We start from the raw sequence: 25,235 nt of genomic DNA, 5'->3' as shown, positions 1-25,235 counted from the left end.
CCAGCGGCACCGACCGGGATCCCGGGAGCGCCCGCTGCAGCGAGGACTCCAGCAGCGGCAGGATCTCGACTTTGGCCGCCATGATGCCGCCGCCGATCACGATCCGCTCGGGGTCGAAATGATGGATCAGATTCGCCAGCAGCACGCACCAGCCATCGATCGCGCGGTCCTTGAGTTCCGCGGCCAGCTTGTCCCCCCGCGCGGCTTCGGCGAAGACCGTGCGGTAGTCGATCTTCCCGCTGCGGGCCAGGGTACTGGAGGCAAACAACGGCGACTCACGGGCCAGAGCCGGGAGCGCCCGACTGCCGACCTGCGCCTCGGCGCAGCCGCGCTGACCGCAGACGCAGGAGCGCCCGCCGGCGGCGATGACGGTGTGGCCGCCGAGATTCCCGCCCATGCCGCTGGAGCCGTGAAAAGGATGGCCGCCGCTGATGACCGCGGTGCCGATCCCGGTGCCGAGCGTCACCATCACCAGGTCCGAGCAGCCCCGACCGGCGCCTTCCCGCCACTCGCCGATCGCCGCGGCCCGCGCGTCGTTCTCCAGCAGCAGCGGGACGCCGAAATGCCGCTCGACCCAGCCCGCGAGATCGAGCTCCGGCGCATCGTCGAACTTCCCGAAAGTGCGGGTGATCGTGCGTCCATCCGCCGCCACCAGGCAGGGCAGCGCCCATACCATCGCTTCGAAAGTCGCACCTTCCGCCAGCGCTTCGAACCGCGCCCTCAGCGCGGGCAATTGCGAGGCGAGCGTCGCCCCCGACGGCGTGTCGTCGATGCGCGCCGCCGTCACCCGGCCGGCATGGACCAGGCCGGACTTGATGCGCGTTCCTCCGAAATCGGCGACCAGGACACTCATGCGACGATGGCAGCAGCTTGGGCGGACGACTTCACGCGGCAAGCCTAAATGTTGGAACATTTAGTGCGAAGATCGCGTAATTTGATCCGAAGTCCCATCGTAGCGCTCCAAAGAACGCCTATTTGTAGGAACATTACGGCTTGACCCTTCATCCTCCCTCCTCGTTTTTCGATCTCATGAAACCGCTCCTGCCCATCCTCGGTGCCCTGCTCGTCACGACGACGGGGTCCCGGGGAGCCGAGGACCCGCTCGGCTACGTTGATCCCGAGATCGGGACCGCTCACAGCCGCTGGTTCTTCTACACCCCGGCGGCGGTGCCATACGGCATGGCCAAGCTCGCGCCCTCGACCAACGGCCACGAAGGCAATCCTTCCGGCTGGGAAGCGGTCGGCTACGACTCGCGGCACGATTCGATCGGCGGCTTCGTCCATTTCCACGAATGGCAGATCGGCGGCGTGTCGATCATGCCGGCGACCGGCGAGCTCAAGACCCGTCCCGGTGACCTGAAGGACCCGGACAGCGGCTACCGGTCACGGTTCCGGCGGGAAACGCAGATCGCACAAGCCGGCTTCTATCAGGTGCACCTGGACGACTACGGCATTACCGCCGAGCTGACCGCGACGAAGCGGGTGGGCTTCCACCGCTACACCTTCCCGGAGTCGGACTCGGCGCGCCTCATCCTGGACATCGGCAACAAGCAGGGCGAGAGCGGCGAGGTCACCGCGGCGTCCGTGAAGATGGTCGACGAGCTTCGTTTCGAGGGCTTCGTCCGCACCTATCCGAAGTATGTGGAGAACTACGACCCGCAGGGCAGCGTGACGATGTACTTTCACGGCGAGCTCGATCGCAAGCCGGACGGCGTCACCGCCTTCAATCACGAAGGCGACTTCGAGGGGAAAAGCGCAACCGAGGGGAAAGGCTCCGGGCTGGCACTGAAGTTCGCGACCCGGAAGGGCGAAAAGATCGGCATCAAGGTCGGCCTTTCCTACACCTCCACCGCGGCCGCCAAGGCGAATCTCCAGGCCGAGGCCGCCACGCTTTCCTTCGACGACGCCAAGGCCAGGGCAAAGGACGAGTGGCGGAGCGCCCTCGGGCGCATCGCGATCGAGGACGGGAGCAAGGCCAACAAAACCAAGTTCTACACCGGGCTGTTCCATGCCTTGCTCGGCCGCGGCGTCGCCAGCGACGTGAGTGGCGACTACCCGAAATTCGACGGCAGCACCGGCCATTTCCCCGCCGGCGCGAACGACCCGAACCAGCAGTTCATCAACAGCGACGCGGTCTGGGGCGCCTACTGGAATCTCACCCAGCTCTGGGCGCTGGGCTATCCCGAGTGGTATGCCAGCTATGTCCACACCCAGATGACCCTCCACCGCGACCGCGGCTGGTTCGCGGACGGCTTCGCCAACAGCGCCTATGCCTCCGGCGTCGGCACGAACATGGTCGGCCTCGCCCTCGCCGGTGCCTACCAGACCGGCATCGTCCGGGAGAACCTCGAGGCCGTGTACGAGGCGGTCCGCAAGAACGAGCTCGGCTGGAAAGACCGGCCGGTCGGCGCGGGCAAGGCGGACCTGAAGGCATTCGTCGAGCGCGGCTACGTCCCGTTCCTTTCCAGGAACGAGACCACTCCGGACGGCTCGAATTTCTCCGCCTCCCACACGCTGGAGTATGCCTTCAGCGCCCACGCCGCCGCGCAGATGGCGCTCGATCTGGGGAAAAAGGACGACCATGCCGAGCTGAGCCGGCTGGCGGACGGATGGCGCCGGCTTTTCAATCCCGAGAACCGCCACATCCAGCCGAAGACCGCGGACGGCAGCTTCATCGAACGCTTCGATCCGCAGCAGGCCTGGCGCGGATATCAGGAAGGGAATGCGGTGCAGTACTCGTTCTTCGTGCCCCATCAACCCGCCGCGCTGATCGAGGCGATCGGGAAGGACGAGTTCAACAAGCGCCTCAACGGCATCTTCGAGGTTTCCGAGAAGGACGACTTCAGCGGCGGACAGACGATCGATGCCTTCGCCGGCGTGAAATCCCTCTACAACCACGGCAACCAGCCCTGCCTGCACATCAGCTGGCTGTTCAACTACTCCGGCAAGCCATGGCTGACCCAGAAGTGGACCCGCCGCATCTGCGACCGCTTCTACGGCACCGATGCCATCCACGGCTACGGCCGCGGCCAGGACGAGGACCAGGGCCAGCTCGGCGCTTGGTTCGTGATGGCGTCGCTCGGCTTGTTCGACGTCAAAGGCCTCACCGACAGCCGTCCCGTCCTCGGGCTCGGCAGCCCCTTGTTCGACAAAGCCACCGTCCAACTCCGGCCGGAAAGAACGCTCGTCATTGAAACCGTGAACAACTCCACGGAGAACGTCTACGTCCAGTCCGCCGAACTCGATGGAGCCCCTCTCGACCGCTGCTGGCTCCACTGGGACGAGCTGATGAAAGCTTCCCGCCTCCGGTTCATCATGGGCCCCGAGCCCCAACCTGACTGGGGCGTCCAGCCCACTCCTTCCTCGCGCTAGGTTCCTTTGCGGGCAAGAGGGAGACGTCAGGCATGGAGTCCGTGATCTGCATGGCACCGCCGACTGGTCAAGGTCCACGAGATGGCAGGCCTACGAGCCGTCGCGCACCAAGTCGAGAACAGGAGCATCGAGAGGATGGCCGACGGCGACGGCTCTTCGCTCGAGTTCAAGCCGGTGTTAAAACGCCTGGACATGAAAAGCGCCCCCATTCATGGAGAATGCCCCTCATGAAGTTTCTCGTCCTCCTGTTCCTCTTGCCCTCCGTGAGCTTGGCGGAAGACTGGACCATGGAAGCGCCCGCCTCGCCGGCGGCAAAGGTGGTGATCCACGAGGAGGCCGGGGAAAACATCGCACGCTACACGCTGAGCTACCTGAAGGACGGCGAAGAGCCCCGTGTCCTCTGGCGAACCCAAATTGATACTTCGCCGGATCTACTGGAGGAGGGATGCGCGCTGCTCTCCACACATGAAGGGAAGGGCGAGCTGTCCGTGCTGATGGAGAGCAACATCGTCGAACTCCGGCTGGTGAGGTTGAATCTGCCGGACGGCAAACTCATCGAGGACCGCAAGTTCAGGGCCGCCGCGCTGATGAGGAGGCTTCCGTATGAGGGCGGGATCCTTCAGGTAAAGGTTCCAAATCGTATCGCATGGAAGAACACGGAGGGAAAAACCCGCCGCTTTGTGATCGAGGATGGAAAATTGCGGGGCATCGGGGAGGTCGGGTTCGACCCTTCGTCCTTCGATCCGGGATGGCCCACGACGCCTCCGGACTCTCCCTCTCCAGGCGGGACAACGGAGCGGTAAGCCCTCCCCCGTTATGACAGTGAGCGTCATCAGAGCAGAGCGATCAACCGCTTCTCGATGACTCTCCGGGCCAAATGGGATGCCGCCGCTCCAGTCAACCCGCGACCTTCAATCCTCGTTCCAGAGCAATGGTGAAACCTGGACCGCACCGGATCGGAAGGTCACCAAGGATGGATTGCGGGTCGCGGAGTAGGCCCATGCAATCAACAACCCGGTGCTGACGATCATCGCGATCAAGGTGGAGTCGAACATGTTGTTGGGGGGTTCCCGGTCTGGATCTTGGCTCATGGTGAGCCCTCCTTTCGCAGGAAGAGTGCCGCATTGAACTCCCGGCAACCGGATGCCGCGGCATCTCTCGCAAACGGGAGGACAGACGAAGGACTTTCCCCGCAACAGACGGAGTTCTAGCGTTCCGGGGCCCTCGCAGCAGCAGCTATGCTTCCTGCGATTTCAAGGTGCAGGTCGGCCGATCCGTGGGCCGCACCATGCGAGATGCAGGAATCGCATCGCAACTTGCCATCCCGGGGTGACACGAAAGATCACGGCTCCAAGGGTCCGGGGTCGGCATGACCAACCTCCACGGTCTGACGGGACCGATCATCCGAGGAGTCACGAAACGTCACCAGCCGGTGAACGTCATGGTCGCGGTCGATTTGCCCTCCACTTTCAGCGAGAGCAGACGGCCATTTTCATTCGGCGTCTCCAATTCCAGCGGACCTTCGACTTCGGCCGTCGCGTCACCGCGGCGCAAGATGACGGCGCCTTCCTCCTTGGTGGCCTCAACCTGGGGAAGGAGCGCGAGGCGAAAGCTGCATGCGCCGTCGTCGCGGTTGGTGACCGACCAGGTCATGCCGTCGTCCCGGCAATCGATCTCGAGTGAAACGCTGGCATCCGAGCAAGTGATGCGGCCCGGGGCGATCCTCCGGACATTGCCGAGCGTGCGGCCACCGAAAAAGATGGGAATGCTCGTCGCCCCGTCGAGCCCCGGTGCGTTCGAGACGAACTCGCGGCCTTTGAGAACGAGGCTCGTCACCCGCCCCTTGCCATCGACGGTCAGTTGGTAGTCCCGCTTCTCGATGCGATAACTCCGCGCTTGGGGCTTGAATCCATCGTCCTCCGAAGGCGGTTCGACATCGGTGCGGAACGGCGCCGCAGGGAGCCCGTCGGGAGCAATGAGATCGGCGTCGGGAACGTCGGCCCACGCATAGCGGACGCTCATGGGCTCGGGAACTTCGTCGCTTTTGAGGATCACCTGGTCGCCGTCGATCCGCGCGTCGGCGAAGTGGTGTTTCCCATCGGCCCCGGCGACGGAAAAGCCCCGGAGCTGCTCCGGGTCGCGGCTCGCCAGGCCACGCCCATGGGTTTCAAAGCTCACCCGCACGCTGTCGCCCGCGAGCTCCACGCCGGTGAAGATGGGACCTTCCGCATCAATCTCTTCACCGTAGATGTCGCGCCGCGCCAGCAGCGCCAGACGCCGCCCGATCTCCTGCTTCTCCGGCGGGTGGAGATTCGAGCCGTCGTGGGTATCGATCGTGACCGCGAGGGAAACGTGTTCGTCGGCCGCGGCGACCGCGGCCTCCGCCTCGCGGATCCAGGTGAAGGAGCGGCCGTCGATCCTGCCTTCCCACGCCGGAAGCTGCACGATCAGGAACGGAAGCTGCGGTTCCGCAAAGGCGTCGCGCCAGCCGGCGATCATCTTTCCCAACAGCCCGCCATAGAGCTGTGGCTTTCCGGTGTTGCTCTCGCCTTGGTACCACAACACGCCTTTCAAGCCGGCGGGTGCCAGCGGGTGGATCATCGCGTTGTACATCGCGGAGGTCCCGGCATTGAACGGGATGCTGCAGGTGTCCTCCGGTTTCAAATCGGACACGCCCGCATGAGGGATCCACGCTTCAACGGGGGTGCCGCCGAAGGCGCTGCCGATGAGCCCGATCGGCACGTCCGCGAGGGCGGGATCCTGCGCCAGGCGTTCACCGAAATAGTAGCCGACCGCGGAAAAATCGCGCACCGCCTCGGGCGTGGCGATCGACCAGCGGGTGGTGTCGCCTTCGCCGAGGTCATCGGCGGGCCCGGCGGCCCACTTGAGCGGGATGCGGAACAAGCGGAGGTTCCGGCGCATCGCGGCGTCGGCCAGCGCGCGCCTTGCGCCGAGGGTCTCGCGCAGCGCCATCTCCATGTTCGACTGGCCCGAGCACAGCCACACGTCGCCGCTGAGCACCTTCGCGACGGTCAGGGTGCGGCCACCGCTTTTCGCCTCGAGCCGGTAGGGGCCGCCGGTCGGCAGCGCCGCGAGATCCACCCGCCAGCGCCCGTCCGCACCGGAGTGCACCGTGGAGGTCTCCGGTCCGAGGGTGACTTCAATCTCGGCGCCCGGCTCGGCTTGGCCCCACACGGGCACCGTCCGGCCGCGTTGCACGACCATTTCTTCCGTGAACAGCGGGGCCAACCGGAACTCCCCGGCGAACACCGGGCCGGCGAGAAGGATGAGAAGGAATTTCAGATGCATGGATTCTTTCAGTTGCTTGCGAAACAGGACCGATTGCCGTTCCCGATCAGCGGAGTGATCCGGGACAGCGGTCCCGGCGTTGAATCATCTCTCCGGCAGGAAATGGCCGGAATCGAACCTGTCCGCAACGACACGCGATCAACTACTAGATATTTCGTGGAAGAGCGGTTTGAGCCGCGGGCTTGCCGGCATCATCGATGGGTCCCGTTCTCTCCGGCCCCGTCGCTTGCCGAGGACTCACGGCGGTTCTTCATTTCCTGAAGCAGGATGCCCGCCCCCGCCATCAGGACCACAGGATCGGCGAGGCAGAAGAGGACTTCGCCACTGGCCAGGGTGGAGAAGGGAAACGGTTGCAGGGTCCAGGTGTGCAAGCCGGAAGCATCGACGTAGCGGCGCCCCACGGCGGGCGACAGGTCTTCAAGCAGACCGGGAAGCGGAGGAAGCAGCCCCTGGAGGTTCACGCCCTGGTCCTTGACCGCCGGCGCGATGAGATTGAGCAGCATGCTGGCCTTCTGGTACCCGCTCATGGCCTTGCGTTGGAGGTCGGCATACATGAAGCCGCCGGTCATGCCGGACGCGGGGTCCACGCCGGCCCGCGCCATGGCTTCCTTGAATCGCGGGGCGTCGAGGATGCTTCCTGTTTCAGGCCGGGCGTTTTCAATGGCCGACAGCACGGCCTGGGCGGAACCCGCCACAAACAACCTGCCATCGGAAAGACTCCAGGCGGGAGCAAACCGTGGCAACGGGAGGGCATGGATCACGATGCCATTTCCCATGTCGAGGTCGGTGATCTGAAACGGCACCGAGGCGTCCGACATCCTGGTATTGGCGAATGTCTGCAGGGAGGCCAGGACCTTGGCGATCTTCTCAGGGTCGTTGACCTTGGAGACCATGGCCATTCCGCCGGCGTCGAGTGTCGGGTCACTGTAAAACGTCCAGGTGTCCCCCAAACCGGTCAACAATTGCAGATGCAGATCCTCGGGCAGTCCGGCCGCGCGCATTTCCTCGGCGCCGCCCCCGGCTCGGGCCATCAGGGCTTGCGTGCCATCGCCTTCATTCATCGCCGCCCGGGTGGTGACAACATTGACCAAGGCCCCTAACACGTTCAGACGGCTGACATGCACCCAGGTGGTGCGGGGGGTGGTGACTTGCAGCGCCTCCAACGGCAGGGGGGATGATTGCTGGTCGAGGAAAGACACCACGCCACCGCGCGGAGCCGGAGCCTCCAGCCAACCGGCGGATCGCCACTGGGTCTGGTCGAATCCGGCGGTCCAGACCGCGCGGCCGAGCCCCTCCAAGCCCATCGCGGACGTCACCTTCCCGAAGTTCGCCGCATCCCCGTCCCCTGACCTCGCCCCGATGAGTGCCTGGGTCTGTTGAAGGACGCGCGGCACCTCCGCGAACATCAGCAGATCCGGTTTGGCCATGGTCTGGGCCAAGGCTTCCTGCAGGCGGACCGAACGTCCGAAGCTCTCGTCCGGATGGGCCGCGACCTTGGCCTTGACCGTCAAACCCAGGCACGAGTTGCCATTGACGAACTGGACCCGATCGGCCGGAGCATGGCGGTTGATCAAGCCGATCTGCGCGACCGACAAGGCGGTTCCGACCGCCCTTCGCTGGGCTTCATTGCGCGGCTCGAACAGGAGACCTGCGGACACGGAAAGGGATCCGGACGGATCGGGGGCCACGTCGTTGACGAACAACACCACCGGCATCCGGGCCAGGATGCCGTGAGGGTCGCCCAGAGGATCCCGGAACGAGGGCGGCATCCTGTCCAGCAGTTCCCGGTATCGCGGCAACTGCGACAGCGATTCCCCGACGGCGGCGATCCCTCCGGGCAAGTCCGACCTTTTCAGCAAGGAAGCGAGCTTCGACTCGCTGTGGGCGGGATCCTCCGGGTTGAACCCATTGGAGCCCAGAACCAAGGCCGCATCGTCGGGAACGTACTCCAGCAGCCGGGTCAGATCGGCCCGGGCAGGAAAGGAGACGCTGAACATGAGGGCCAGGCAGGCAATCGCTGCTCTCTGGAACGCAGGTACTTGAAGGGACATGGGGCGGACCGGTTGGGGTGAATCGGATGAATGGAAACTGCCAGGAGACTGTCGCTTCAGGGCTCCACACGGAGTGCCCCTTCCACCTCGATCGGCGAGGGCTGGCATGGCGGCACGCTTCACTGAATGAATGATTCAGTCAATGTAAAACCTCATCGTTTTCATTTCCTCCATCCAATCAGTCGGGGCAATGACCGCGTGGCACCCGATCGGTGGGTGCGCTCCTCATCGCGACTCGTTCGCGGCGTCGGCAGCGCGCAGGCAGAGGCCGGTCCGACGGCACGTTTTGAGTTCCCGTCGGTGCCCCGGCTCCCTAGCTTCGCAGGCTCGAATACAGGCCCTCGTGGCCGGACACCCCCTCGTCGCCATGAAAACCGATTCCTCCCGGTCCGCCGGCATCTTGATCGCCGCGGTCTGCTTCCTCGCTCCGCTCCACGCCGCCACCCGCTATGTCGATGCCGGCGCCACCGGTGCCGACGACGGCAGCTCCTGGACCGACGCCTATCCCACCCTGCAGGATGCCCTCGCCGCCGCCTCTGCCGGTGACGAAATCTGGGTCGCCGAAGGAACCTACTATCCGGACGAAGGCGGCAGCGCGGTGGCGGACGACCGCAGCAGCAGCTTCGCCCTCGCCGATGGGGTCGAACTCTACGGCGGCTTTCCTGCGGACGGCAGCGCCACCCTTCTCACCGACCGCGACCCGGCCGCCCGCCCCACCATCCTCTCCGGCGACCTCCTCCAGGACGACGACGGCACCGGTCCCACCGACAACGCCTACCATGTCGTCACCGGCACGTCCGTCACCGCCACCACCGTCCTCGACGGCTTCACCGTCACCGCAGGCCGGGCCGATGGTGGAATCACTGTGATCGCCAGTGGCAGCGGACTCTTTCTCACCGCGGCTTCCCCCACGGTCCGGAACTGCCGGATCACGGGAAACCTGGCCGTATTCGGCGGCGGCCTGTACACCACCAACTCCTCGTCACCCGCGTTCACGAACTGCTCCTTCGCAGGCAACCGTGCCACCACGAGCGGGGGAGCCGCGTTCAATGCCGATATCGGGTCTTCGCCGACCTTCACCCAGTGTTCCTTCACGGGGAACCGCGCCAATTCAGGACATGGCGGCGGGTGCTTTGTGAATGGCGGCTCCCCCTCACTTATCAGCTGCTCCTTCTCCGGGAACCATGCGGGCAACCTCGGAGGCGGGTTGTACAACGGAGCAAGCGCCTCGCTCACCAACAGCATCATCTGGAACAACCGGGACTCCACCGGCACCGGCACGGCGGCTTCTTCCGTTTCCGATGTCAACCCCTCCAGCATCACCTACGCCCATTGCCTGATCCAGGGGCGTGACCCGGCCGGCACCGGCAACCTCGACGGAACCAGCGCAGCCAACGACCCGCTCTTCGTCCTCGAAGTCGATCCCGCTGCCGCTCCCACCACCGCCGGCGACCTCCGCCTCCGCGCCGGTTCCCCCGTCATCGACGCTGGCGATGACACCGCCAACAGCGAGGCCACCGACCTCTCCGGTTACCCCCGCAAGGTCGCCACCATCGACCTTGGCGCCCACGAGCAGCAAGGCGTCCTCTACGTCGATGAGACCGTCGCAGCCGGCGACGGCCTCAGCTGGGCCACCGCCTACGACGACCTCCAGGATGCCCTCTCCGCCGCCACCGAAGGCCAGGAAATCCGGATCGCCCGGGGCACCTACCTGCCCAGCCTCGAGCGCGTCGGCGGCGACGGTCGCAGCGTCAGCTTCTCCCTCGATCAAGACCTCCTCCTCTTCGGGGGCTATCCCACCGGCGGCGGCACCCCGGATCCCGCCACCCACCCGACCGTCCTCTCCGGCGACCTGACGGGCGACGACGCCTCCGGTGGAGACAACTCGGAGAATGCCTACCATGTCCTCTTCGCCGACGGCTCCGTCTCCCCCGTCACCCGCGCCACCGTCCTGAGTGGCTTCACCATCACCGCCGGCAATGCCGACGGCACGGGTTCGGATCTCCGCGGCGGCGGCATGTTCCTCCGCAGTGCCTCGCCGAGCATTTCAAGGTGCATCATCGCCGGCAATGAGGCCAATCAGGGAGGAGGCGTCTATCATCTCACCCACGCCAACCCCACCTACGTCAACTGTGTCTTCTCCGGAAACCGTGGCACCTTCGGTGGTGCGATGACCAACAACGACGCCTCGCCCGGGATGATCAACTGCACCTTCTCCGGAAACCAGGGAGCCGCCATCCTCAACGCCAATTCCTCCGGCCCCGCTTTCACCAACTGCATTGTCTGGAACAACTCCGCGTCGGTTTCCAACAACGCATCCACCCCGACCTACGACCACTGCCTCATCGAGGGACTCGCACCCGGCGGCACCAGCCTCGACGGCACCGATCCCCTCAACGATCCGCGCTTCGTCCTCGAAGTCGACCCGGCCACCGCGCCCACCACCGGCGGCGACCTGCGGCTCCTCACCGGCTCCCCGGCCCTCGATGCCGGCGACAACGGCGCCAACAGCGAAGCCCTCGACATCGCCGGCAACTCCCGCATCCAGAGTGGCACCATCGACCTCGGGGCCTACGAGGGATTCCTGGTCACCTTCGAGACCCTCCACCCGGGCTTGCTCAAGACCGACGACGACAACGGCAACGGCCACACCAACTACGAGGACTACGCCCTCGGTGCCGACCCGCTCACGCCGCACGACCCGTCGTACTACCCGATGCTCGAGGGCACCCAGCTCACCTTCGGCTACCGCGACAACGCGGTGGATGTCTTCGTCGAGTTCCAGAAGTCGACAGATCTCCTGACCTGGCTCGGAATGGTCAATGGCATCGACTACACGATTCAGGGCTCCTCCAGCACCGGCGGCCGCACCGTGCAAACCCTCGACCTCCTCCTCGCCCCGCCCGCCGATCCGAAGTACTTCTTCCGCGAGGAGTTCTTCGAGGCGAACCCGTAGGCGGGATCGCAACACGCCCGGTCGAAGCCCCCGCGGCGTTGGACCGTTTTCCTGGGCATCTCACTGCGCCCTTCCTCCGGCCGGATCACGGCGGCGGGCGTCCTCCCGCCGGGTTCGACAAGAAACTGGCGATTCCCCTTCCGCCGAGCCACCGACGCCCGCTGTCGTGGACCGGGAGAGAGGCGGTGAAGATCGGGCAAAAAATTCATGCATCCGCCGCGGGATGGCAGGCGTTGCTCAAATGTGGCCCTCCCGATGGAAGGCCGATGAACCCATATCCCCAACCAACCCCACGAAAATGAAAACTCGATTGCTGATCCCCGTCCTCGCCCTGGCTTGCACGAAGATTCAGGCGGGAGTCCCGGCCGCCGAATGGCTCGCCGGTCTCTCCGGCAACGGCAAGCTGGTTCTGTTCGCCACCGACCCCGCCATCAAGCCGGTGAAGGTCAAGATCACCGGTCTCCGGAAGCATGAGCAGCTGCTCGGACTCGATCTCCGGCCCTTCAACGGCCAGCTTTACGGACTCGGGAGCACCAGCCGGATCTACTCGATCAACTGGGAGACCGGGGTGGCCACCGCAGTCGGCAGCGGACCGTTCACCCCCGCGCTCGAGGGCAAATCCTTCAGTTTCGACTTCAACCCGACGGTCGATCGGATCCGGATCATGAGCGACACCGGGCAGAACCTCCGCGCCCACCCCGACACCGGGGCGGTCGTCGCGATCGACGGCACCCTTGCCTTCGCCGCGGGCGACACCAACGAAGGGGCCTCGCCGGAGGTCGTGGGTGCCGCCTACACCAACAGCGACAACGACCCGGCAACCGGCACCGCTTTGTACGACATCGACTCCTCGCTCGACGCGCTGCTCCTGCAGAATCCGCCGAACGCGGGGGTCCTCAACACGGTGGGCCCGCTCGGCGTGAAGGTGGCGAACGTCGCCGGATTCGATATCTCCGGGGCCAGCGGCATCGCCTACGCGTCGCTTGTCGAGGAAAGAGGCAACGGCAGGGGCAGGGGAATGGGCAGGATCAAACCGACGGGCCTCTACACCATCGACCTCGACACCGGCAGCGCCACCTTGCTCTACCGGCTCAAGGGATGGAACTGCGTTGACTCGCTCACCGTCATCGGTCCGGTCGCCGAATAGGTTCGGAACGCCGCTTCGATCCAACAGCTGCTCCGGAAAGCTGCGCAGGCGGGATGACGCCAAGCGGCTTCCGGAGCAGCTCGCCGCGGTGGATCCCTGGCTCAATCTTCGGACTCAACGGCCATTCCGTCATCCGTTCTCGCCCCCTAACAGCCTGTTGAAAAACGGGCGACCGGTTTCGCCGGCCAATCCATCGCAACGTGGCGACGCGAAGGGACTGGCTGACGGAAAAGCGTATCTTCCGCGCGCGTCGCGGCAGTCAGCCGGCCAAACCAGCGTGATAGCCGGCTCACCAGCCCGAAAGCGGGATCATGAATCGCCGCCAGCCACTGCTTGGGCGTCCCGTGGCCGGTGTGGTGGCGCATCAGCGGCGAGAGACTGAACGCGAGCGCCGCGCCGACCTGGCGCTTGGTCAGGTTCTCCCGCCCGCGCAGGGTCGCCCGTCTCGATCCGCCGTGATCGAGCACGTGACAGAAGCCGAGCTCCAGATACTCGCCCCGCTTCCGCAGCAGCGCCTTTCCGCTCTTGCTCTTCATCGGCCGCCCGGCCGGAGGTTCGGTTTCCCGGACCCCTTCACGCCCCTGTTCAAGGGCCGCGTGACAATTCTTCCGATTTCTTGTCCTCGCGCACGGCGCTGGTTCGTCGATGCTATGGAGAAGGGACGCATGGGCGTCTCCGGACCCATCACCAAACCACGAGATCCATGAAAACGACAATGACCTGGGTCGCCCTCGCCGCTTCCGCCGCGCTGGCCCAATCCCAAACCACCGAAACTCCCGCAACCGCCGGGAAAACCGGGACTGACAAGACCAACGAAGCCGAGTGCGCCGAGTGTGTCGACATGCCGCCCTACGTCGGTTCCGCTGCCTTTGAAAAAATGAAGGCGCTGGTCGGCAAGTGGTCGGCGACGTCCGAGGAAATGGGGGAGATGAACACGGAATTCCGCGTGATCGCCGGCGGCGCCGTGATCGAGGAGCGGTTCGCCGCCGGCACGCCGATGGAAATGCTCAGCCTCTACCACGACGTGGATGGCAAGCTCACCATGACCCACTACTGCGTGATGCGGAACCAGCCGCGCATGAACCTCGTCAAAAGCACCGGTGACTCCCTGACCTTCGACCTCGCCCCGACCCCCGGCCTGGATCCGCAAAAGGACACGCACATGCACGGAGCCACCTACACCTTCATCGACGCGGATCACTTCAAGTTGGAAGGCGTCGCGTGGAAGGACGGCAAGGAATCGCCCTGCGGCCCGCCGGTCGTCTACACCCGGCAGTGAACCGCACCTCCTCGCCCGGTCATGGATCCATCCACCCCATCCGAGTATCTGCTGCTGTCCCGCGGCCAGTGGGACAAGGCGTCCACCAAGGAGGACATCGAGGCCGCCATCGGCAAGTTCTACGCTTGGTATGAGGCGAACCTAGAAAAGGGCGTCTTCAAGCCCGGCTCACGGCTCACCATGGATGCGGCGCACGTTTCCCGCGAGGGGATCCGCACCGACGGGCCATTCGCCGAAGGCAAGGAAGTCATCGGCGGCTACTGGATCATCGTTGCCGACAGCCTCGACGAGGCATCGTCGATCGCGGCGCAAAGCCCCATCCTGCCCCATGGCTTGTCTTACGAGATCCGCCCTCTGGAGTCCGAGCGAGGCAGTGCCTATCGCCACACGAACGAAACCCCCACCGCATGAAATACCTCATCTCCTTCCCTGCGCCCGCCATGACCGTCCCTGCCGGGGAGCTGCCTGAGGTCAGTGAAGCGGCGCACAACGTCATACGTGAAGCGAAGGCTGCCGGTGTTTATGTGTTCGGTGGAGGCCTCAACGAGGATGTTGCCCCGCTGATGGTCGCGGCCGACGGCACCGTCGAAGGCGGAACCTACCCGCAGACCAGCGAGCTCTCGGGAGGCTTTTGTGTCCTCGACTTGCCCTCCCGCGAAGTTGCCATCGCATGGGCGGCGAAGCTCGCTCAGGCATGCCGCTGCCCGCAGGAACTCCGGGAGTTCCAGTTCGATCCCGAGAGCTGACCGGGCAAGTCCTCAACCCATATCCGAATGATGAATCCCAACACACAACAAACCACCGGCGAGCACCTGCTGCTGATCCGCGGTACGCATTGGAACGGCAGCCTTTCGCCCGCCGAGCTCCAGCGCGTCATGACCGACTTCTACGGCTGGGTGGAAGGCCTGCAGGAAAAAGGCATCCTCCGCGGCGCCCAGCCGCTGATGGAGGAGGGCAAGCTCGTCAGCGGCCCCCAGACCCTTGTGACCGATGGCGTCTTCGCCGAGTCCAAGGAAGCGATCGCTGGTTATTTTCTCCTCGCCGTTGCGGACACCGCGGAGGCCGTCGCCCTCGCCCAAGCCTGCCCCATCCTTGCCCACGGCGCGCAGATCGAGGTCCGCCCCATCGCCGATCTCTGCCGGCCGATGGCCGACGTGAACGCCTTCCAGAATCCCTCACTCCAAAACACAACCCCATGAGCTGCCCGCGCAATCCTGTCGGCTGGTTCGAGATCTATGTCACCGACATGGCTCGCTCCCGGAAATTCTACGAAACCGTCCTCGCCATCGAAATGCAGCCCCTGCCGCTGCCCGATGGCTCGGATGACGGCTTCGAGCTGATGATGTTCCCCAACGACATGGAGCACCAGGCGCCCGGCTGTGGCGGCGCGCTCTGCCGCATGGAGGGATTCACACCCGGAGCGGGTGGCACGCTGGTGTACTTCTCCTGCGAGGACTGCGGCGTCGAGGCCTCCCGCGTTTCCGCGGCCGGCGGCGAGCTGTTCCGCGAGAAATTCTCCATCGCCCCTTACGGCTTCATCGCGCTGTTCCTCGACCCCGATGGCAACATGGCGGGCCTGCATTCGATGAAATGATCTCAACATGAAAGTTCCCGGAAACTACGTCGACGGCTTCCTGATCCCGGTGCCGAAAGACAAGATCGACGACTACCGCGCGCTCGCCCAAAGCGCCTCCGCCATCTGGCGCGAGCACGGTGCTCTGCAATACACCGAGTGCATCGCCGACGATCTCACCACCGACTTCTGCCGCTCCTTCCTCAGCGCCGCCGGTGCCAATGAAGGTGAAACGGTAATCTTCGCCTGGGCGGTGTTCGCCGATCGCGAGGCGCGCGACGAGGCGAACGCCAGGATCATGGCAGATCCCCGCATGCAAGAACTTGGTGCGCGGTCGGAAGCCATCTTCGATTGCAAACGCATGGCCTTCGGAGGCTTCGCGCCCCTCGTCGCCGATTGAACTGACAAGCAACCCCACCACCATGGAAACCCACACCATCCGCCTGCATCGTGTGCTCAAGGCCACGCCCGACCTCGTTTACAAGGCCTTCCTCGACCCCGACGCGCTGAGCCGCTGGCTCCCGCCAAATGGCTTCGTCTGCAAGGTCTTCCACCTCGAACCCAAGGTCGGCGGGACCTTCAGGATGTCGTTCACGCAATTCAACAACGGTCAGGGCCACTCCTTCGGTGGGACCTACCTCGAGCTCGTGCCCGGCGAGCTGCTGCGATACACCGACACCTTCGATGATCCGAATCTCCCCGGAGAGATCGAGGTCACGGTGAAACTGAAAGCCGTATCCTGCGGCACGGATCTCAGCATCACCCAGGCCGGTGTTCCGGCGGCGATCCCCGCGGAAGCGTGCTACCTCGGCTGGCAGGATTCCCTCGAACATCTCGCCCGGCTCGTCGAGGGCGGAGGCCCGCCTCCCGAGGAGGGCTGATCCGATGAAGCGCCCGGGCGAAAGCGGCGTTGGCGTGGTGGCGGACGACCTGTTCCGGCGCGAGGGCGCGCGGCTGGTCGCCGCACTGGCCTCCCGCCTCGGCACGCACCGCCTGCAGCTGGCCGAGGATGTGGTGCAGGAGGCACTGGTCCGCGCCCTGCAGACGTGGCCGTATCGCGGCATCCCGGAAAACCCCGCTGCATGGCTCACCCAGGCGGCGAAGAACCTCGCGCTCGACGCCCTGCGCCGCGAGCAAACCTGGCACCGCAAGGAAGCACGGATCACCACCGAGCAGGAATCCTGGCTCACCCGCGACGAGCCCGCCGGGGAGCATGGGATCGTCGACGACACGCTGCGGATGCTCTTCGTCTGCTTCCATCCCCAGCTCTCCGTCGAAGCGCAGCTCGCCCTCGCCCTGCGCACCGTGTGCGGGCTCAGCCCCGCGGAGATCAGCGCGGCTTTCTTCACCAGCGAGGCGGCGATCGCCAAACGCCTCGTCCGCGCCCGCCAGCTCATCCGCGACCTGCGCCTGCCGTTCTCGGTGCCGGATGCCAGCGAACTCCCCCGGCGCCTCGATGGCGTCCACACCGCCCTCTATCTTCTCTTCAACGAGGGCTACAAGTCCTCCGCCGGCGACGCGCTCGTCCGCGCGGAACTCTGCCACGAGGCCATCCGCCTCGCCCGCCTGCTCAGCGAACATCCCGCCACCCGCCAACCATCATCCCAGGCTCTGCTCGCGCTGATGTGCCTGACCGCCGCCCGCCTGCCCGCGAGAACCGGCGCCTCCGGGGAGATCGTTCTCCTCCATGCCCAGGATCGCAGCCGCTGGGACACCGGCTTGATCGGGGAAGGCATCCACGCCCTCGGCGCGGCCTCCACGGGTGAAATCCTCAGCCCGTACCACCTCGAAGCCGGCATCGCCGCCTGTCACTGCCTCGCCGCCGACGAAGCCTCCACCGACTGGACGCGAATCCTCGCCCTCTACGACCATCTCCTCCTCCTCAAGCCCACCCCCGTCGTCGCCATGAACCGCTGCGTCGCCCTCGCCCACGCCCGAAACCCGCAGCAGGCCTTGGACACCCTCGAAGCCATCCCGGACCGCAACTCCCTGGAATCCCAGCACCTCTACCACGCCATCCGCGGCCGCTTCCTCACCCAGCTCCACCGCCCCGCCGATGCCCGCACCGCCTATCAGAAGGCCGTCGACCTGGCACCCAGCAAGGAGGAGAGGGGGTTTCTCACGAAGCTGGCCGAGACGCCGCTTGATCTCAAGCAGAGCTCATACGGGACCGCTTCGATCGACGAGGGTTAAGCGTTAGGCCGCATAAAGGGACAGGAATCTTGCCGGGGTCCGTCGCTCACTTGATCGAAAAGAGTCTGCCGTAGCGCTCGAGCTTCGGATCCCCCACCTTGAGGTCCGCGAACTCCCTCAAGCGCAGTTCATCCATCGGGATGTCCATCCTACCCTGCGACGTATCGTTGCGGTCGTAGAGCTTGTCCGACTCAAGGATCAACACGGTGGGAAGGGTTGCCGAGCCGTCACCGGCAAGGAGAAACGTGACGTAGCGGTAGTTCTCCCCATAGCCGAAGAAGTCCGCGATCTCCTTCCTGAGTTGGGTCGAGAGCCCGGTCTTCTCCACGAAAATCCGGTCTTCCGCCGGCATCGATTCCAGGCAGTCCCCGAAGATCTGGTCCAGCTCGTCCGGGGTCGGGCGCTCCAGAAGCAGGGTGCTCGACGAGTTGCCGTCGGCATCTTCCCACTGCGCGAACACTTCCGCTCTCTCCGATTCCAGGTCCTTGAGGAACCTCCTGGATTCATCGTAGATCGCGAACGCCCGCGTTGCCTCGCTTCCGGATAGATCGATTGCCGGCACCGCTCCGGGCTCGCGGCGGTCGCCCCGCCTCCTGCTCCCTTCGTCAGCCAGCCCACCGCCCGGATCGCCCGCCCGGGCGTCACCTTCGCTCCGCCTCGAGCCACTTCCGGGGCCATCATTCCCACCACGGTCACCGCTTCGCATGACCCACACCATCGAAAGGATCACTCCTGCGAGTGCCGCCAATCCCCATCGGGTCGTGTTCCGGTCAACGTGCATCCAAGCGGAGCTTTCCTTGTGAAGCTTGAAGCAGGATGTCCGGCAGGGGGTCGATCCATCAACTTCAATCGACCGGCTTCCCCCGACACGCTTGGGAGGATCACTCCGCCAACCGCCCCGTGGAGAGGACCCTGTGGTGCCCGCAGGCGGAAACCGATCATTTCCGTGGCGAATCAAGGGACCGCATGAAGGGACAGGCATTTCGGCGTGGCCTTACTTTCGCACCGCCGCGGCAAGTTCCAACAGAAGAGCCTCGCAAACTCCGGGCCGCGTCGCGAGTTCGAGGGTCGCGGGGCCGAATACCCTGCTGGTTCCGGAGATCCGGGCCTCTTGAAGTTCGCTCAGCAGCACCGCCGGGATTTCCGCCGCGAGTTGCCATTCCCGGACACCCTCGAAGTCATCGCTCCAAAAGGCGATCTCTCCGAAGCATTTCCGCCAATCCGCGTATTCGGCGGTGTTCCCGAAGTTCGTTTGCCAAATGCTGAGATCCCCGGGATCGATGGCCCAGACGGTTTGAAGAGCCGACTCGACCAGACTGTCGCGCCAGACCAGGTAGTCCGCGGCATCGACATCACCTTCGGCGGTCATGCCGGGGGACCTCTGCCAGATCAGGTAGTCACGGCTGTCGACGTCTCCGTCGGCGGCCGTGCCGGATTTGTCCCGCCAGATCACGAAGTCGCGGCCGTCGACATCTCCCTCGGCCGCCGTGCCGAATTCGTCCCGCCAAATCAGGAAGTCGCGGCCATCGACATCGCCGGCGGTGGTCGTGCCGGATTTGTCCTGCCAGATCAGGAAGTCGCGGCCTTCGACATCTCCCTCGGCGGTCGTCCCGGGGGGCCTCTGCCAATTCAAGTAATCGCGGCCATCGACATCGCCGTCGGCGGTCGTGCCGGAGGCCCCCTGCCAGATCAGGTAGTCGCTGACGTCAACTGTTCCATCTCCATTGTAGTCGCCGCCTCGTTCCGCTGCGTCGGCCGCCAGTGCTGTCAGAAGGTCGGCCGTCATCTCGGTCAAGATGGGCTCCAGCACCTCATACTCATACCATGAAGCAGGGCTACCGCCCGCGTGGGCCAAGTCCAGGATGACCCCGGCCACTTTGTCGGTCGGGTCTTGATCCTCGGAAAGGCCAATATCGACATTGGCTTGACCCACGGAGCTTCCTGCCAGCAGGACTGCTCCGAGGAAAGGAAGGGAAGACGGGAAGGAATCGCTGAATTTCATGCTTGGATGGGGTTCGTTGGTTTCGTGGAGCGAAGCCATCGCTCCTTGCCCCCGATTCGCGGTCTGGCTGCCGCGGTTTCAAAAATCTCCCGAAATCGTCACCGAGGGATTGGCGAGCTCCCGGCCGGAGCTGCGACCAAGGCCGATCGCGTCGGGCTGGCCCGCCCTCCCACTTGATTCCGACCCCCATCCGGTCCGGACCCACGAGGGGCGCATCAAGGGTCCGCAAAAAGGGACAGGCATTTTGACGTTTTGACGCGGGCCTTTTGACGCGAACCCTTTGAAGAGGCGCCCGGGCCTACAAGGGACCAAAAAGGGACAGGCATTTTGACCGCATTTTTTTGACCGCATTTTGACCCGCCCGGCATATTGACCCGAACCCTTTGAATAGGCACCCGGTTCTACCGCCGCAGGGACTCCTCCAGCTGGGCAGGGTCGAAGGCCTCGAGCTTCGCCTTCTCCCCCACCAGGATGACCTTGAAGCCGGCAGGATCGTAGTGCTGCGCCGCGGCCACCACCGACTCCGCCGACACCTCGCGGATCTCCTCGTGCAGCTTCCGCCACGCATCGAAGTCCCCGTTCCGCCGGTATCCGAGATACTCGGCCTCGGCCAGGCCGAACCCGGTGTCGGTCGCCTCCGCGATCCCCACCTGCAGGGTGTTGCGGGCCGCCGTGAGCCGCTCGTCTTCGACCTTGCCGGCCCGCACCTCGCGCAGCTTGTCGAAACACACCTGAAGCACCTCCTCCGCCTTCTCGGCGCGGGTGGAGGTCGAGAGCGAAAACGGCGACGGGTGATCCAGCCACACCTGATGGAACGAGATCCCGTAGACCAGCCCCCGCTTCACCCGAAGTTCGTCGGTGAGCACACTCGTGAAACCGGACGTCATCATCTGGGCGAACACGAGATGCGCCGCGCGATCGGGCACGCCGGCCGCGGGCCCCATCGCGCCGAACTGGAGACGGATCTGATCCATCTCGGGACGCTCGACCTTCTCGAAGGACAGCGGCTTGCGGTACACCGGATCCTTGATCGGCGGGGTCGGATCGGGCGCCGCGCTCCAGGCCCCGAACTTCTCCCGGGCTTGCTCCAGCAGACGGTCATCTTTCGGGCCCACGATGAAAAGCACGGCATCCTCCGGCCGCCGCAGCGCGGCCAGGGCGGAAGCCAGCTCGTCCCGACCGATGCCGGCGAGATCCTCCGGTTTTCCGCGGCGCATCGCCCGGCCGTAGGGGTGCTCGCCCAGAACCGCCTGCACGAACGCATCGCGAGCCAGCGACCCGGGATCGTCCTTCTCCCACGCAATGTCCGCCTCGCGGTTCTTCAATTCGCGAGCGATCACTTCCCGTTCGTACCTCGGTTCCTTCAGCGCCCCGATCATGAGATCCAGCGCCGCAGGCGCCTTGCTGGCAAAGCAGGACAGGCTCACGGTCGAATACCCGGTCGCTACGGAGCGGTGAAGATCGCCTCCGACCTCGCCGATCGCGCGCAGCACTGCATGCTCATCGAGACTCCCATGACCCATCCATGCGAGCGACAGCGCGAACTCCTACACTCCCGGGTGGGCGGCCGGATCGCCCGCACTTCCCCTCCCCAGAAACAACGCGAAGGTGGTGAGCGGAAGCGGGTCGCGCGGGATCGTGACCACGGTCAATCCATTGCCGAGCTTCTCGACGCGGCGACCCACCGCCGGCGTCGCGACCTCGCCGAGCGCGGGCAGCATCGGCAGCAGGGCAAGCACCCCCGAGTCCCCAACAAACGACAACAGCCTCCGATCCGAACCTTCGTTTTTCGGGACTGACCCCCGTCAGAGACTGACCCCCGTCAGATGAAGAGCGACAGGATCGGTTCGATGAGATTCGTCGTCCCCGCCACCGCCAGCGCGACCATCAGCGCGATGAAGATCGGCTGGGAATACCAAGGCGCGAAGGCTCCTTCCGTGATGGAATTGAGCTGCTCGATGCCCTGCTTGGTGTTCTCCAGCCTGACTTGCGCGATCAATGTGACCTTCTTCTTCGGGACATCCTCGGCATCCGCTTCGATCTCGGCCTTCCGGCGCTTGAAGAGGGCTTCGATGTCGAGCAGGGCCGACGTCAGGTAGCCGCGGATATCACGACTCACGGTGAGGAGCAGGACGGATGACAGAAGAAGGATCAGCGCCCCGAAAAGAAAGGTGATCAACAGGCTGGGCATCATGTTCCAGTCATCGAAAATCCGCAGCCTCGAAATCAGGAGCAGGGTCAGAATGGCAAGCGGATAAAGGAGGGTGACCCCCACCGTTTCCGTGAGGATTCTGACGCCGGACGAGAGCCCCTTGGCCCCTTCGAGAACTTCCTTGAGCCTGACCGTCGAAGGCAGTTTCGCCAGGTTCGGGGGCGAGGGTTTCTCCGTCGAATGGATGGCCTGGGCCTCCTCATGGAGAAGCGAGCGGAATTCCGAAACGAGCAGAGGAGTCTGCTTCCTGAGCTTCCTGCCGATGCGGCCGATGGTGCGATAGGACGACACGTGAAGTGTGACGCAGTACCAGAGGTGGATGATGTAAAGTCCGACGCCTAGGCTCAGGGTGATTTTCTCCGCGGCGAAACTGATCCCCCCGCGGCCCGGAACGTAGGAAGGCCATATCCTGAAGAGGACGAGTGATGCGAAGAAGTAGACGATCGAGGAGACGATCACCGGCCAAAAGCGGGACGTGGGGTCGAGCGTTCTTTCGATCCTTGCGCGGATCCGGGAGAGGACGGAGGTATTGCCGGCAAACAGCTTCTCGGCGGTCATGAATTCCGATCGGGCGAGCGTGCACATACCGACGAATTTCTTCATCGTCTTGTAAAGGAGGGCCAACCCGATTCCAAACGCGAGCACCCGGATCAGGATGCTCGGCCAGATCCCCACTCCCAGAACCGGGCTCAGGGGTTCCCCGGCGAGCATGGCCGGCGCGGAAGTTCCCGAGTTGCCTCCGATCAGGGATCCCGTTACCGCGAGTCCGAGGCCCACGGTGCAGAGAGCCGCGACCGCCACTTCACCCCAGAACAGCCACCAGGCAAGTCCCGTCGGGAGGGGTGGGGGACCGCTCTTGTTTTGTTCGGGTGAAGATGCCTTTCGCTCCCGCTTCTCCCCGAGGAGGAAGTTCCATATCCTCGATCGGAAGCGGATCAAGAGGGGTACGAGAATGGCGACGGCAAGCCCCCAGGTGTAGGCCTGGCCGACTCCGAACCCCTGGGAAAGGTAAAGCACCAGTGCGATCGGAAAGGTGATCAGGAAGAGATGAATCGCGATGCCCGTGCAGCGGAACGCGATGGGAACCGTCCGATGGACGTTAGAGGTCTCGTGTCCGTGAAGAACGGCGAGAGCGAGGAAGATCCGGGCGGCATTGATCAGTCCGAAGAGGAAGATGAAGAGGTTCGAAATCGGAGGACCCAAGCTTGCGAGAAGGAACGAGCCGAAGGTTCGCTGAACCGTCTGACCGGAGACATCGACCTTCGGCAGGGGAACGAATGTCCCGCTGCCCACTTCCCACAAGAGCGCCTCTTCACTGGCTGGAACCGTGGATTCTGGATCGTGCACGATGTTCCAGACCGCGCGCACGAGGGCGGTCTGGTAGCTGTCGCGCATCGGAGGAATCCGGACATGGGCTACGCCGTCCCTCAGGTTCCCGGAAGGTTTGCCGGGGGCTTTCGATTGCGGGTCGGGCCGGTAGTCGAGTCCTTCGCCCGAGGCGATGATCAGGTTGCGGGTGAACGGCAGGTGTTCCCGGCTCAGATACAGGCTGTCGAGGTCGGTGGTGAAGAAGATGGAGTCGGGGAGCTCCGAACGAAGAGCCTGCAGGACGAGCAGCTTGTCATAGATGTCCGTGCCGAGAACCCCGACCGCCACCGGAGGCCCACCCTCCGCGGCCGGGTCCGTCCGGAGCTGGGAGGCGAGGCGGCGAAGGTAGTCATACTGGCTCGTTCCCCAACTGCGCTCGGCAGTGCCTCCGTTCGATTTGCCGGAGCCCACGGCGGCCTTGTCTTTGCCGCTGCCCCCCTGGTTCGCTTGGGATGCCTCGCTTGCAAGTCCGTCGAGACCTCTCAGATATCCATAGGTTTCGACGCTCAGCCGGGAGCCGGAGTTGGTGGTGAAAAGCCTCTTCAGATTGTCGCCATAGTCGCCATCGGACTCCGAGATGATGACGATGCGGGGCGCCGGGTCGGTCGCCTTGTCGCCGTCCGGCGGACTTCCTCCGACCGGGGCCGTGTCCGCCAGCGAGGGGATCCTCGCAGCCAGCTCGTCGATCAACCGGAGGACCAATTTGTGGTCCTCCAAGACCGGGCGCTTGAGCCCGTCGGTGTTCTCACCGAGGTATTCGTTCGGAATCGTCGCGCGAACGAAGTGCGTCTTTTCCAGATCCTCCCCGGTCGGGCGTTTGTCCATGAACGCCTTCAGGCTGGTGCTGCTTCCATACTGAAGGACGTGGATGTTAGCCTTGGGATTGAACCGGGGCTTCGTGAGGTTTTTGCCAAGTTCCAAAATTCGTGAGGTAGGCGCATCGGTTTCTCCGGGCGGTGGCTCCACGTTCCCTTCGGCGGGCTCGGCTGCGTTTCCCGCGGTCTCCCCGGAGGTTGCCGGGACCGCCTCATCGGAAGAGCCCTCAACGGCGACTTCCTCCCACGCTTTGGACAATAGCTGACGGACCTTCCAGTGCCGGTCGTAGGTGACCGACTTGCCGTTCTCGCTCTTGATGGAGAGACCTTCGGGGTGCCAATAGACCCAGATGACCCTTCCGGGGGTGCCGTCGTCTTCGGCCCTGAGATGGCTCCGCAATTCGAATCGCTCGAGATAGGCGATCACGGAGCGTTGCGTCGGGCTACCTTCCTTCGCAACCTCCCCGGATTTCCGCCATCCCGATGGCGCCTCGACCGCCTCGAGGATGCCGTCCTGCATGGGCTTGTATCCGCTCATCATCAGCGCGGAAACCAAGGCGTATCGGGCGCGAAGCCGAAGTTCCGTCGCTTCGGGAGAAGGGCTCGCGTCGATCAGGTTCCACAGGATCCGGTCGTCCGTTCCGACCTTCCGGCTTCCCGGATTGAGCGTGGGAGCCACGTTTGTTTCCGTCGAACCCTGGGCGACTCCTTGCAAAGACGACTCGGTTTCGCGGGAACGGAAGTTTTGCAGACCTTCCAAAGGGTCCTCCCAGAGGCGCGCGTAGCGGTCTCCGGTGAGGGGGTCGTGGGAAATCCGTTTCGAAGCGCCCGGCGGCCTGGAACTGCGCAGCTCCGATTGCTGGAGCACGGCGCCGACCACCACCAGGAACACCGCGAGGATCTGCGAGCCGAAGACAAGTACCCGATTGAAACTGTCGTCCATGGTCTTTGGGGGAGG

Annotated in this window: 22 protein-coding genes; 12 read left to right on the top strand and 10 right to left on the bottom strand. The window is 64.6% G+C overall.

Annotation, left to right across the window (positions count from 1 at the left end; genetic code table 11):
- Positions 1-853 (bottom strand): ROK family protein (locus IG178_RS12495; protein ID WP_193212893.1); only part of this gene is annotated, 853 nt, incomplete at its 3' end.
- 176 nt (positions 854-1,029) lie between these two features.
- Between IG178_RS12495 and IG178_RS12490 the strand changes: the two genes are divergently transcribed.
- Together IG178_RS12490 and IG178_RS12485 are read left to right on the top strand one after the other, a co-directional pair.
- Positions 1,030-3,372, top strand: coding sequence for a GH92 family glycosyl hydrolase (locus IG178_RS12490; protein ID WP_193212892.1), 2,343 nt, complete (start codon positions 1,030-1,032; stop codon positions 3,370-3,372).
- A 287-nt stretch (positions 3,373-3,659) separates the two neighbouring features.
- Positions 3,660-4,175: a hypothetical protein gene (locus IG178_RS12485; RefSeq protein ID WP_193212891.1), complete on the top strand. Its 516-nt coding sequence runs from the start codon at positions 3,660-3,662 to the stop codon at positions 4,173-4,175.
- 108 nt (positions 4,176-4,283) lie between these two features.
- On the opposite strand, the gene IG178_RS12480 is transcribed toward IG178_RS12485, so the two are convergent.
- From IG178_RS12480 to IG178_RS12470, 3 genes are all read right to left on the bottom strand, one after another.
- Complete coding sequence (locus IG178_RS12480) at positions 4,284-4,463, bottom strand: hypothetical protein (protein WP_193212890.1); 180 nt, start codon at positions 4,461-4,463, stop codon at positions 4,284-4,286.
- A 331-nt stretch (positions 4,464-4,794) separates the two neighbouring features.
- Positions 4,795-6,681, bottom strand: coding sequence for a sialate O-acetylesterase (locus IG178_RS12475; protein ID WP_193212889.1), 1,887 nt, complete (start codon positions 6,679-6,681; stop codon positions 4,795-4,797).
- A 191-nt stretch (positions 6,682-6,872) separates the two neighbouring features.
- A complete protein-coding gene (locus tag IG178_RS12470) occupies positions 6,873-8,732 on the bottom strand; it encodes a hypothetical protein (RefSeq protein ID WP_193212888.1) in 1,860 nt (619 codons plus the stop codon).
- Positions 8,733-9,099: 367 nt separating this feature from the next.
- On the opposite strand from IG178_RS12470, the gene IG178_RS12465 reads away from it, so the two are divergent.
- Both IG178_RS12465 and IG178_RS12460 read left to right on the top strand, forming a co-directional pair.
- A complete protein-coding gene (locus IG178_RS12465) occupies positions 9,100-11,688 on the top strand; it encodes a right-handed parallel beta-helix repeat-containing protein (RefSeq protein WP_193212887.1) in 2,589 nt (862 codons plus the stop codon).
- Positions 11,689-11,986: 298 nt separating this feature from the next.
- On the top strand, positions 11,987-12,835 hold the full coding sequence (locus IG178_RS12460) for a DUF4394 domain-containing protein (protein ID WP_193212886.1): 849 nt from the start codon (positions 11,987-11,989) through the stop codon (positions 12,833-12,835).
- A 146-nt stretch (positions 12,836-12,981) separates the two neighbouring features.
- Here the strand turns inward: IG178_RS12460 and IG178_RS12455 are convergent, their stop codons facing one another.
- Complete coding sequence (locus IG178_RS12455; RefSeq protein ID WP_193212885.1) at positions 12,982-13,371, bottom strand: hypothetical protein; 390 nt, start codon at positions 13,369-13,371, stop codon at positions 12,982-12,984.
- 167 nt (positions 13,372-13,538) lie between these two features.
- On the opposite strand from IG178_RS12455, the gene IG178_RS12450 reads away from it, so the two are divergent.
- The 8 genes from IG178_RS12450 to IG178_RS12415 are packed head-to-tail and all read left to right on the top strand — an operon-like array spanning position 13,539 to position 17,880.
- A complete protein-coding gene (locus tag IG178_RS12450) occupies positions 13,539-14,114 on the top strand; it encodes a hypothetical protein (RefSeq protein WP_193212884.1) in 576 nt (191 codons plus the stop codon).
- A 21-nt stretch (positions 14,115-14,135) separates the two neighbouring features.
- The gene (locus IG178_RS12445) at positions 14,136-14,525 is read left to right on the top strand and encodes a YciI family protein (RefSeq protein WP_193212883.1); all 390 of its coding nucleotides are present in this window, start codon (positions 14,136-14,138) and stop codon (positions 14,523-14,525) included.
- A 29-nt stretch (positions 14,526-14,554) separates the two neighbouring features.
- Positions 14,555-14,860 carry a YciI family protein gene (locus tag IG178_RS12440; RefSeq protein ID WP_193212894.1) on the top strand — a complete coding sequence of 102 codons (306 nt, stop codon included), beginning with the start codon at positions 14,555-14,557 and terminating at the stop codon, positions 14,858-14,860.
- Positions 14,861-14,890: 30 nt separating this feature from the next.
- Positions 14,891-15,313: a YciI family protein gene (locus IG178_RS12435; RefSeq protein WP_226895367.1), complete on the top strand. Its 423-nt coding sequence runs from the start codon at positions 14,891-14,893 to the stop codon at positions 15,311-15,313.
- Positions 15,310-15,708 (top strand): VOC family protein, encoded by a 399-nt coding sequence (locus IG178_RS12430; protein WP_193212881.1) that lies wholly within the window; start codon positions 15,310-15,312, stop codon positions 15,706-15,708. The genes IG178_RS12435 and IG178_RS12430 overlap by 4 nt, the downstream gene beginning before the upstream one ends.
- Positions 15,709-15,715: 7 nt before the next feature.
- Complete coding sequence (locus IG178_RS12425; RefSeq protein WP_193212880.1) at positions 15,716-16,087, top strand: DUF1428 domain-containing protein; 372 nt, start codon at positions 15,716-15,718, stop codon at positions 16,085-16,087.
- 22 nt (positions 16,088-16,109) lie between these two features.
- On the top strand, positions 16,110-16,568 hold the full coding sequence (locus tag IG178_RS12420) for an SRPBCC family protein (protein ID WP_193212879.1): 459 nt from the start codon (positions 16,110-16,112) through the stop codon (positions 16,566-16,568).
- 4 nt (positions 16,569-16,572) lie between these two features.
- On the top strand, positions 16,573-17,880 hold the full coding sequence (locus IG178_RS12415) for an RNA polymerase sigma factor (protein ID WP_193212878.1): 1,308 nt from the start codon (positions 16,573-16,575) through the stop codon (positions 17,878-17,880).
- A 46-nt stretch (positions 17,881-17,926) separates the two neighbouring features.
- On the opposite strand, the gene IG178_RS12410 is transcribed toward IG178_RS12415, so the two are convergent.
- The 5 genes from IG178_RS12410 to IG178_RS12390 all read right to left on the bottom strand — a co-directional run bounded on the left by IG178_RS12410 (position 17,927) and on the right by IG178_RS12390 (position 25,220).
- Complete coding sequence (locus tag IG178_RS12410) at positions 17,927-18,442, bottom strand: hypothetical protein (RefSeq protein WP_193212877.1); 516 nt, start codon at positions 18,440-18,442, stop codon at positions 17,927-17,929.
- 432 nt (positions 18,443-18,874) lie between these two features.
- The gene (locus tag IG178_RS12405; RefSeq protein ID WP_193212876.1) at positions 18,875-19,882 is read right to left on the bottom strand and encodes a hypothetical protein; all 1,008 of its coding nucleotides are present in this window, start codon (positions 19,880-19,882) and stop codon (positions 18,875-18,877) included.
- A gap of 401 nt (positions 19,883-20,283) precedes the next feature.
- Positions 20,284-21,309, bottom strand: coding sequence for an insulinase family protein (locus IG178_RS12400; RefSeq protein WP_193212875.1), 1,026 nt, complete (start codon positions 21,307-21,309; stop codon positions 20,284-20,286).
- A 120-nt stretch (positions 21,310-21,429) separates the two neighbouring features.
- A complete protein-coding gene (locus tag IG178_RS12395) occupies positions 21,430-21,645 on the bottom strand; it encodes a hypothetical protein (protein WP_193212874.1) in 216 nt (71 codons plus the stop codon).
- A 59-nt stretch (positions 21,646-21,704) separates the two neighbouring features.
- A complete protein-coding gene (locus IG178_RS12390; RefSeq protein ID WP_193212873.1) occupies positions 21,705-25,220 on the bottom strand; it encodes a hypothetical protein in 3,516 nt (1,171 codons plus the stop codon).
- Between the last annotated feature and the right edge of the window lie 15 nt (positions 25,221-25,235).

Origin of the sequence: Neoluteolibacter marinus (genome assembly GCF_014904755.1) — a bacterium.
Classification (GTDB): domain Bacteria; phylum Verrucomicrobiota; class Verrucomicrobiia; order Verrucomicrobiales; family Akkermansiaceae; genus Haloferula; species Haloferula marina.
This window is presented reverse-complemented; position numbering and strand designations above follow the sequence as displayed.